Source organism: Mesorhizobium alhagi CCNWXJ12-2 (assembly GCF_000236565.1).
Taxonomy (GTDB): Bacteria; Pseudomonadota; Alphaproteobacteria; order Rhizobiales; family Rhizobiaceae; genus Allomesorhizobium; species Allomesorhizobium alhagi.
In genome coordinates this window covers 22,372-31,029 of the sequence record NZ_AHAM01000301.1, presented here as the reverse complement: position 1 = coordinate 31,029, position 8,658 = coordinate 22,372, and the positions used below count along the sequence as shown (strand labels likewise).

Sequence of the window (8,658 nt, the reverse complement as noted above, 5' to 3'; positions counted from 1 at the left end):
CACGACGCTTATTCCCCGCGGGCGAAAGCGTGATCGGCTCTTCCAAGTGCCCGACTGCCATCTGGGCGGTACATAACCATAACATTCGATGGCACTGTTGCGCTATAACATATGATGCCCGACGAAAAATGTCTCTGGTTGCCAGTTCGAGTAGCTGCACCGGTGTTCGGATGGAGATACTCTGGAAGACCGGGACCACAACGACCCTGTTCAACGGAGTTTCGGCGTCATTGTTCCAATCCAGAGGTTGCTGGCGATGGTTGATCTGCTTCCAACTGAGCGGCGAGGTATGTTTAAACACGTTGTCCGAGATCGTCGAACGTGCCTTGCGAAGAAGCTCGGCGTGGCGGATCGCATTGGCGACATTCGACGGAGTACTTGCTGTAACCGTTCGCTACGGTCGTCAACCGTTGTACGCCTTTGTCTGGCTTTTCCTTTTTTGGGCGATCGGCGCTGCCGTGTTCGACTTCGCCAACCGCAGCGGCACGCTCAAGCCCAACAGCCCTGTGGTTTCTCGTTCACTTGAATGGACAATGTTTGCGCTCGAACGAACCGACAGCCGCTACATGCCGTCGGCGGGGCAGGTCATTGCCGGGCGTGCCGAAATAGGCCAGTCGCAAATGGCCTGTTTCCTGAGCCAGCCCGAAGCCTCCAGCTACCCCGAATCCCACCCGTGGATGTATTCGCTCGATACGCTCATTCCTGTCACGGAACTGGGCCAGGGAGAATACTGGAGGCCCGATTCTTCCAAGCCGATAGGCTGGGTTGTCCTGCACTATTTCTTCTTCCAGTCTGTCATCGGCTGGGCACTGAGCCTTCTGGCCATCGCGGGATTCTCGGGACTCGTCAAATCGAGATAAGGGCGCAGGTATTGTCCGCCCTATAGGTCGGTCTAATTAGACCGACCTACCGCAGTTCCGAATATATATTAGCAGTTGGGAATATTAATGGACGTTGTTAATATCGGTTGCTTGTTTGTTGCAACTTTTGGGCTTGTATGATTTGTGCAAGGGAAGTAGGGTGCTGGGAGCAATTGCCCGCGGCTGCCATCTGTCACGGTACAGTTGTGCGGGAGGCGAGTAATGGCCACCGTGAACGCTGCGCCGAAGACCCTGATGCAGAGATTTCTCGACGGCGTCGAGAAAGTGGGGAACATGGTTCCCCACCCAGTAATCATCTTTCTCATCCTGATTGCCATCGTAATCGCGTTGTCGACCGTGCTAGGGGCATTTGGAACGGCGGTTACGTACGAGCGCATCAACCCTGACACGCATGAGATCGAGGAAGCGAGCACAGCGATCCGCAGCCTGCTGAATGCCGACGGCATTCGGTTCCTGTACGAGTCGCTCGTTCCCAATTTCATGGCCTTTACCGCGGTTGGCCTGATGATCGCGGCCATGATCGGCGCTGGTGTCGCCGAGGAGTCAGGGCTGGTCACCGCGCTGATCCACAAGCTCGTCGCGGTGTCTCCGCGCTGGGCGCTGACCTATATTCTGGCCTTCGTAGGCATATTGGCAAGCATAGCGGCCGATGCGGGCTACCTGGTCCTGATTCCTCTTGCCGGCATTGCCTATCTGGCTGTCGGCAGGCATCCCTTGGCCGGCTTAGCGCTGGGCTTCGCCGCCGTGGCAGGCGCTTTCACGGTCAACATGCTGATCAAGCCGCTCGATACCGTGCTCGTCGAATTCACCAATGACGCGGCTCATCTCGTCGATCCCAACAGATCGATCGGCCTAGCGTCGAACCTCTGGTTTTCCATCGCATCGGTGTTGTTTCTGACGGTCATCATCGCATTCATAACCGACCGCATGATTGCACCGCGCCTCGGAGCCTATAATCCTGAAAACGCCTCCGCGGGCACCACGACCGACCAGAGCGCCATGCTCGGCGAGCAGGAGTCGCGCGGCTTGCGCTTTGCCGGCTTCGGGCTGCTCGGGTTGATCGCGGTATTCTGCTTTCTTACGATACCGTCGTGGGGACCGCTGAGGGATCCCACCACCGGCGAGCTGATCGGCAGTTCGCCCTTCATGAATGGCCTGATCACGCTCATCGTACTCATGTTCCTGGTGACCGGCTGGGCCTACGGTATCGGCGCGGGCACCTTGCGCACCCTGACGGAGGTGATCGGGGCGATCGAGAAGTCGATCAAAAATATGGGCGGCACGATCTTCCTGTTTTTCGTGCTGAGCCAGTTCGTCGCCTATTTCACTTATACCAATATTGGCACTGTCATGGCCCTCAGCCTTTCGGGCGTCCTGCAGGCTGCCAACATCGGCGCATTGCCGCTGCTCCTCGGCTTCATCGTCGTGGTCGCGATCATCGACCTGCTTCTGACCGGGGCGATCGCGAAATGGGCGATCTTCGCGCCGGTATTCGTCCCGTTGCTGATGAAGCTCGGCGTCGAGCCGGAGGCTGTGCTTGCGGCCTATCGCGTCGGCGATTCGCCGATGAACGCGATTACGCCGCTCAACGCCTATTTCGCGCTCGTGGTCGGCTTTGCCCAGAAATACGACAAGTCGGCAGGCGTTGGCACGATCGTTTCACTGATGCTCCCCTATGTCGTGTGGATATTTGTTCTCTGGACGGCTCTCTTTGCGCTCTGGAAGGCGCTGGGCTTGCCCTGGGGTCTGTGACGGCCCGGCTCGCACAACCCCGGACGGAAAATTTGAATCATCGGAGGATGTCATGGGCGATAGCTCTATTTCACTCGATGTCGCGGCCGCCGAAGAGCATCTGATGCGGTTCCTTTCGGTCGAAGGCGTGACCGGCCAGGAGGCCAATATCGCGGCCGCGGTCAGCGATGCGCTGAAGAAGGCCGGCGTGCCGGCCTCGGCCATCCGTTTCGACGATGCCAACAAGCGCATTCCCCTGCCGACCGAAACCGGCAACCTCATCGTCGATCTGCCGGGGACGCGGCCGGGACCGCATCTGCTGTTCTCCACCCATCTCGACACCGTACCGCTCTGCGCGGGCGCAAAGCCCCGGCGCGAGGGCGACCGCATCGTCTCCGACGGCACCACAGCACTGGGCGGCGATGCCCGCACGGGCGTCGCTCTGCTCGTCGTCGTGGCCGAGACGCTCGTCAAGCACAGGCTCCCGCATCCGCCGATAACCCTGCTGTTCACAGTCCGCGAAGAAAGCGGGCTGCACGGCGCCCGAGAGTTGAACCCGGCGGATCTGGGTGGGCCGGTCATGTGCATCAATGTCGACGGCATGCGCGCCTCGGAACTGATCGTCGGCGCGGTCGGGCAGGAGAACTGGGAGGTCGAGATCAAGGGCAGGGCCTCCCATGCCGGCGTTGCGCCGGAAAAGGGCATCTCGGCAACGATGGTCGGAGCCATCGCGCTGGCCGAGGCGCGGAGCGCCGGCTGGTTCGGCAAGGTCGTCAAGCCGGATGGGCGCGGCACCAGCAATGTCGGCATCTTCGGCGGCAAGGACGGCAAGGTCGCCGCCGGCGACGCGACCAATGTCGTCACCGACTACGCCTATATCCGCGGCGAGGCGCGCAGCCCCGAGGCGGCCTTCGCCACCAGGATCGCCGAAGGCTACAAGGAAGCCTTCGCCAAGGCCAAGGCGGCGGTTGCCGATCATGAAGGGGACACCGCCGAGGTCAAGTTCAGCCACGTGACGTCCTATCCTCCCTTCAAGCTGAAAGAAGACACTCCGGTCGTGAAGCGCGCCACCAGGGCGCTCGCCATGCTGGGCATCGAGCCGGCCCTCCTGTTCTCCAATGGCGGCCTGGATGCCAACTGGCTGGACAAGCACGGAATTCCCACAATCACCATCGGCTCCGGCCAGGCCGAGATCCATACGATCAAAGAATATGTGAATCTCGCGGAATACGAGGAGGGCTGCCGACTCGGGCTGCTCATGGCAACGCTGGAGGGCCAATGATAGCGCAGACGCGCACGGCTGACCGACCTTTCGAAGCAGCTTCGGAACCGGTGTGGTCAGCAAGATGCATACGGAGCTGAGCGATTGAGCCCTATAGCCTACACTGGCGCGATCATTGCCATCGCCGTCGTCCTGTTTGTGTCGAACAGAGTGCATGTGGTCATCGTATCGATGATGGTCGCATTGGCGCTATGGGCAACCGGTGTCGTGACGATCGGCCAAGCGCTCGGCGGCTTCGGTGATCCGGCCGTCATCTTCATCGCTTCGCTGTTCATTGTCAGCACCGGACTCGAGGTTACCGGCGTAACCGCCTGGGCAGGCCAGCTTCTGATCCGCGAAGCGGGAGAAAGCCGGACGCGCCTGCTGATGCTGACCATGAGCCTGGTCGCGCTGCTCACCGCGCTGATCAGCGTCAATGGCGCAGTCGCAGCCCTGCTTCCGGTGGTGGTCGTCATCGCGATCCGGCTCAAGCTGAACTCCTCGCAACTTCTGATGCCGATGGTTTTTTCCGCACATGCAGGGTCGAAGCTCGCGCTGACCGGATCGCCCGTCAATGTGTTGGTGTCGGACGCCGCGAGCGACGCCGGCTTTGGCGAGTTCGGCTTTTTCGAGTTCGCGTTTGTCGGAGCGCCGCTGCTGGCGGGAACCATGGCGATTATCATACTCGTCGGAAAGCAGCTGCTTCCCGAGCGCAACGGCGAGACCATGCCTGCGGATTTCAGCCGCCACGCCAGGACGCTGGTCGAGCAATATGGCCTGGTAAGCGGCGTCTACATGATGCGCGTGCGTGCGAACTCGCCCTTTGTCGGCGTGAAGCCGCAGGCGATCGACCTCTCCGATTATCCGGGACTGCAGCTTGTCACCGTCCAGGAAGGCGAAACGGCCGGTCCCCTTCGCAAGCCTGTCGTCGCCGAGGGGGATCATTTGCTGGTCCGTGGCGACGCGTCGGCGGCAGCTGCCTTCGCTGGGGAGAAGTACCTTTCATTTCGTGAAGACGCCGCGTTCGGTCACGGCGAAGAGACGCTGTTCAATCGCCGCTCCGGCCTCGCCGAGGTTATCATCCCGCCGCGTTCTGGTCTGATCGGCCAGACTGTGTTTCCCGGCATGGTCACCGAGAGCGGCGATTTGATCATTCTGGCCGTGCTGCGCGGTAAAGAGGATATTGCCGCCAAGCAAACAGCCCGGGATACAGGCGGGATCAAGCTGCAGTCCGGCGACACGATGTTGTTGCAGGGAACCTGGAAGGCCCTCGACATTCATCTCAACGATCCCGACGTTCTGGTCGTCAATTCTCCCGAACTGGTGCGCCGCCAAGCCGTCGCACTTGGGCCGGGCGCACGCCAAGCCATGGTTATTCTGGTTGCGATGGTTGTTCTGCTTGCCACGGGCATCGTTCCGCCCGCGGTGGCCGGACTGCTCGCCGCCGGCGCGATCGTGCTCACGGGTATCATGACCATCCAACAGTCCTATCGCGCCGTTGACTGGACAACGGTTATCCTGGTTGGGGCCCTGATGCCGCTGTCCACTGCGATGATCGAAACAGGCGCGGCAAGGCTCATGGCCGAGCACCTTGTCGATATTGTCGGCGAGGCCGGTCCAATTGCCCTGCTGGCGGGCCTGTTCGTGCTGACCGCGATCATGGGACAACTCATCAGCAATACCGCGACCGCGCTGATCGTCATTCCGATCGGGGTTGCTGCCGCCACAGCAATGGACATTTCGCCCCTGCCGGTTCTGATGAGTACGGCGGTGGCTGCGGCCGGCGCGTTCCTGACTCCCATCGCAACGCCCACCAACCTCATGGTGATGGGGCCGGGCGGCTATGCCTTCGGCGACTACTGGAAGCTCGGATTGCCGCTGTTGGCCTGGTTCTTCGTCGTGGCAGTCTTCATCGTGCCGCTGATCTGGCGGTTTTGAACACCGCGGGGCGGTAGAAGGGGTCAGTGGGTTGACGAGAAACCGAAAAGCGCTCGGTCCGAATTTGAATCCTTATGACTGATGGAGAAGAACAATGTTCTTTGATGGCGGATTTACCTTCTCGAACTTCCTCGTGGATGTCTTCGTAGTTTTCATGTTTATACTGTGGTTTTGGCTTCTGATCACGGTTTTCGGCGACTTGTTCCGCCGTGGTGACGTTTCCGGTTTCGGCAAGCTGATCTGGGTGGTCCTGCTGATTGTGCTGCCGTATATCGGCGTTTTCGCATATCTGGTGTCACAAAGCCGTGGCATGGCGGAGCGCAGCGAGGCCGATGCCAAGGCAGCGCGCGATCATTTGCGTGACGTTGTGGGGTTCAGCGCCGCTGACGAGATCGAAAAGCTGAACAAGCTTAAAGCTTCCGGTGCCATTACCGCCGCGGAGCATAGCAGGCTTCGCGCTAAACTGGTCTGATCGAAGCCAGCACGTGTGACGATTTGGCGGGACGGCTCACAGCGGGCGGCTGTCCGCACCCGAAATCGTAGGGAGACTATCATGATCCGACGCGTCCTTTCCCCCTCCGCAGCAACCCTCCTGCTTACCCTTGGCATCGTCTCCGCCTGCACCGTCGTGGTTGAGCAGCCCCGACCTGCCCCTGGCCCACAAAGATGCACGATGCAGCACGACCCGGTCTGCGGGCAGCGTGGCGACCGGCAGCGCAGCTTCGCCAATGCCTGCCTTGCGCAATCAGAAGGCTTCCGCGTCATCGCCCGAGGCCAATGCCGCCCGATCCACCAATGCACGCGCGAGATCGCCAGAGTCTGCGCCAGCCGCGCTGGAAGGCTGCGCACCTTCACCAACAGCTGCCTGGCGCGCATCGAGGGTTACGTGATCGTCCATTCCGGCCCCTGCCGGTGATGGCGGTCACGCCAACTGCTAGGCAGGGTTTCGATGACGCAGTTTGAAGGCGGGGCATGACCGAGATGAACGCCAGCCGACCGATCGGCCGTCTGTCGACGGGCATCCTCGTCCTCGCCCTGCTATATCTCGCCCAGTCGATACTGGTGCCTCTGGTCGTCTCTCTTTTCGCCATCGCGCTGGTCTGGCCGCTGCAGCGGGCGCTCAAGAGGTGGATACCGGAGCTGCTGGCGCTGCTCATCACGCTGACCCTGACCATACTGGTGATCCTGATGGTCGGCTCGTCGATCGCCTGGGGCCTCGGCAAGCTCGGCCAATGGCTGTTCGTCAATGCGGGGCGTTACCAGGAAATCTATGTCAGCTGGGCCGACTGGCTGGAGCTGCACGGTTTCGCGATCGCCGGTCCGCTCGCCGACCGTTTCGACGTGATGTGGCTGGTTCGCGCCACGCAGCGCATAGTGCTCAGGCTCAACGGCTTCGCCGGCTTCCTGGTCCTGGTGTTCATTTTCGTCATGCTCGGCCTGCTCGAGGTCGACGATTTCACCCGGCGGCTGCGACTGCCCGGAGCCCAGCCGCAGGGCGAAAAAATCCTGCACGCCATCCGCGAGATCTCCGGCAAACTGCGCCGCTACATGGCGGTGCGCAGCTTCGCCAGCGTGCTGACCGGGCTCGTCGTCTGGATATTCGCGCTTGCCGCGGGGCTCGAACTGGCGGCCGCCTGGGGCGCAATCGCCTTCGCGCTCAACTACATTCCGTTTCTCGGGCCGCTGATCGCCACGGTGTTTCCGACGCTGTTCGCGATCGCCCAGTTCGAATCCTGGCAGATGGCGGTGGTGGTGTTCATCGGCCTCAACATCATCCAGTTCATCATCGGCAGCTATCTGGAACCGCTTATCACCGGAGCGTCCCTGAAGATCTCGCCGTTCGCGGTCATTTTCGCGGTCTTCTTCTGGAGCTTCATGTGGGGCATCCCGGGCGCGTTCCTCGGGGTGCCGATGCTGATGGTATTCATCGTCTACTGCGCGCAGGACCCGTCCAGCCGCTGGATCGCGGTGCTCCTGTCGGGTGGGCCGCCCGACAGCGCCGGACCCCGGTAAACCTGCCGGCGCGCCTAGCCATTCCCCCAGTTACGCTCACCGAAATAGACCATAGCATCTAGGCCTGCCGGGGGGTGCCTGAATCGTCGGCAGGTTGCTGTAGTGGTGCGGCTAGCCGCCCCACCCGCGACTTGTGAAGACAGGAAAGAATGTTATCCTTTCGGGCAGTGCCAATGACCATATTTGAGGTTCATGTCGCGTCAGGCTAGGCGATGACGGCAGCCGGTGCTTCGACCGTGCGCCCAAGGCCCTCTCTCGGCGAGTGCGATGCCGTACTGACGGCATTGCGCGGCCTGCTTATGGCGGTGGCGGCGCTGCTTGCCTTCATCTATCCCTTCCAGGCGGTCAGGTTCCTGGTCCTGGCGGGTGGCGGCCTGCTGCTGATCGACGGTGCGCTGGGCTTGGCGGCGATGAAATTCTCAGGCCCGAGAAGCAACCTTTTCTGGTTTGAACTCGTGCGCAACTGCCTCTCGATAGCGGCCGGCCTGATCGTGCTGTTCAGCCCGGTGCTGCTCGGCATCTTCAGCCCGGGCGTCATGACGAGCCTGGTGGGATTGCTTGCCGTCCTCGTCGGGACAATGGAATTTCTATCCGGCTTCATCGACCGTGAGCGCGGCTCCAGGCTGTGGCCTGCGATGATCGGCGGCGGGCTCTACATCGTGTTCGGCCTGGCCCTGCTGTTCATTCCGCTTTCCAGCGCCGTCGTTCTTGTCCGCATCGTCACGGCGCTGATGATCCTCTACGCGCTGCTCCTGTTCTACCGCGCCTGGCCAATGCGCGCGGCGACTGAAGGGTAAGTTCGTTCTGGCACTGCTTTCGGAGGTCTTCTCGCCC

At 61.3% G+C, this 8,658-nt stretch carries 8 protein-coding genes; all 8 read left to right on the top strand.

Annotation, left to right across the window (positions count from 1 at the left end; translation table 11 throughout):
• Positions 1 to 302 precede the first annotated feature (302 nt).
• The 8 genes from MAXJ12_RS31570 to MAXJ12_RS31535 all read left to right on the top strand — a co-directional run bounded on the left by MAXJ12_RS31570 (position 303) and on the right by MAXJ12_RS31535 (position 8,621).
• Positions 303 to 860, top strand: coding sequence for a hypothetical protein (locus MAXJ12_RS31570; RefSeq protein WP_139044154.1), 558 nt, complete (start codon positions 303 to 305; stop codon positions 858 to 860).
• 222 nt (positions 861 to 1,082) lie between these two features.
• The gene (locus tag MAXJ12_RS31565; RefSeq protein WP_008840268.1) at positions 1,083 to 2,633 is read left to right on the top strand and encodes an AbgT family transporter; all 1,551 of its coding nucleotides are present in this window, start codon (positions 1,083 to 1,085) and stop codon (positions 2,631 to 2,633) included.
• Positions 2,634 to 2,685: 52 nt separating this feature from the next.
• Entirely contained in the window at positions 2,686 to 3,894 is a 1,209-nt protein-coding gene (locus MAXJ12_RS31560; protein ID WP_008840267.1) for a M20/M25/M40 family metallo-hydrolase, read from the top strand.
• Positions 3,895 to 3,978: 84 nt separating this feature from the next.
• Complete coding sequence (locus MAXJ12_RS31555; protein WP_008840266.1) at positions 3,979 to 5,811, top strand: SLC13 family permease; 1,833 nt, start codon at positions 3,979 to 3,981, stop codon at positions 5,809 to 5,811.
• Positions 5,812 to 5,905: 94 nt separating this feature from the next.
• Positions 5,906 to 6,283, top strand: a complete 378-nt coding sequence (locus tag MAXJ12_RS31550; RefSeq protein ID WP_008840265.1) for an SHOCT domain-containing protein — start codon at positions 5,906 to 5,908, stop codon at positions 6,281 to 6,283.
• An 81-nt stretch (positions 6,284 to 6,364) separates the two neighbouring features.
• Positions 6,365 to 6,727, top strand: a complete 363-nt coding sequence (locus tag MAXJ12_RS31545) for a Kazal-type serine protease inhibitor domain-containing protein (protein ID WP_040589097.1) — start codon at positions 6,365 to 6,367, stop codon at positions 6,725 to 6,727.
• A gap of 56 nt (positions 6,728 to 6,783) precedes the next feature.
• On the top strand, positions 6,784 to 7,824 hold the full coding sequence (locus MAXJ12_RS31540; protein WP_008840263.1) for an AI-2E family transporter: 1,041 nt from the start codon (positions 6,784 to 6,786) through the stop codon (positions 7,822 to 7,824).
• A gap of 212 nt (positions 7,825 to 8,036) precedes the next feature.
• Entirely contained in the window at positions 8,037 to 8,621 is a 585-nt protein-coding gene (locus tag MAXJ12_RS31535; protein ID WP_008840262.1) for a DUF308 domain-containing protein, read from the top strand.
• Positions 8,622 to 8,658: the final 37 nt, after the last annotated feature.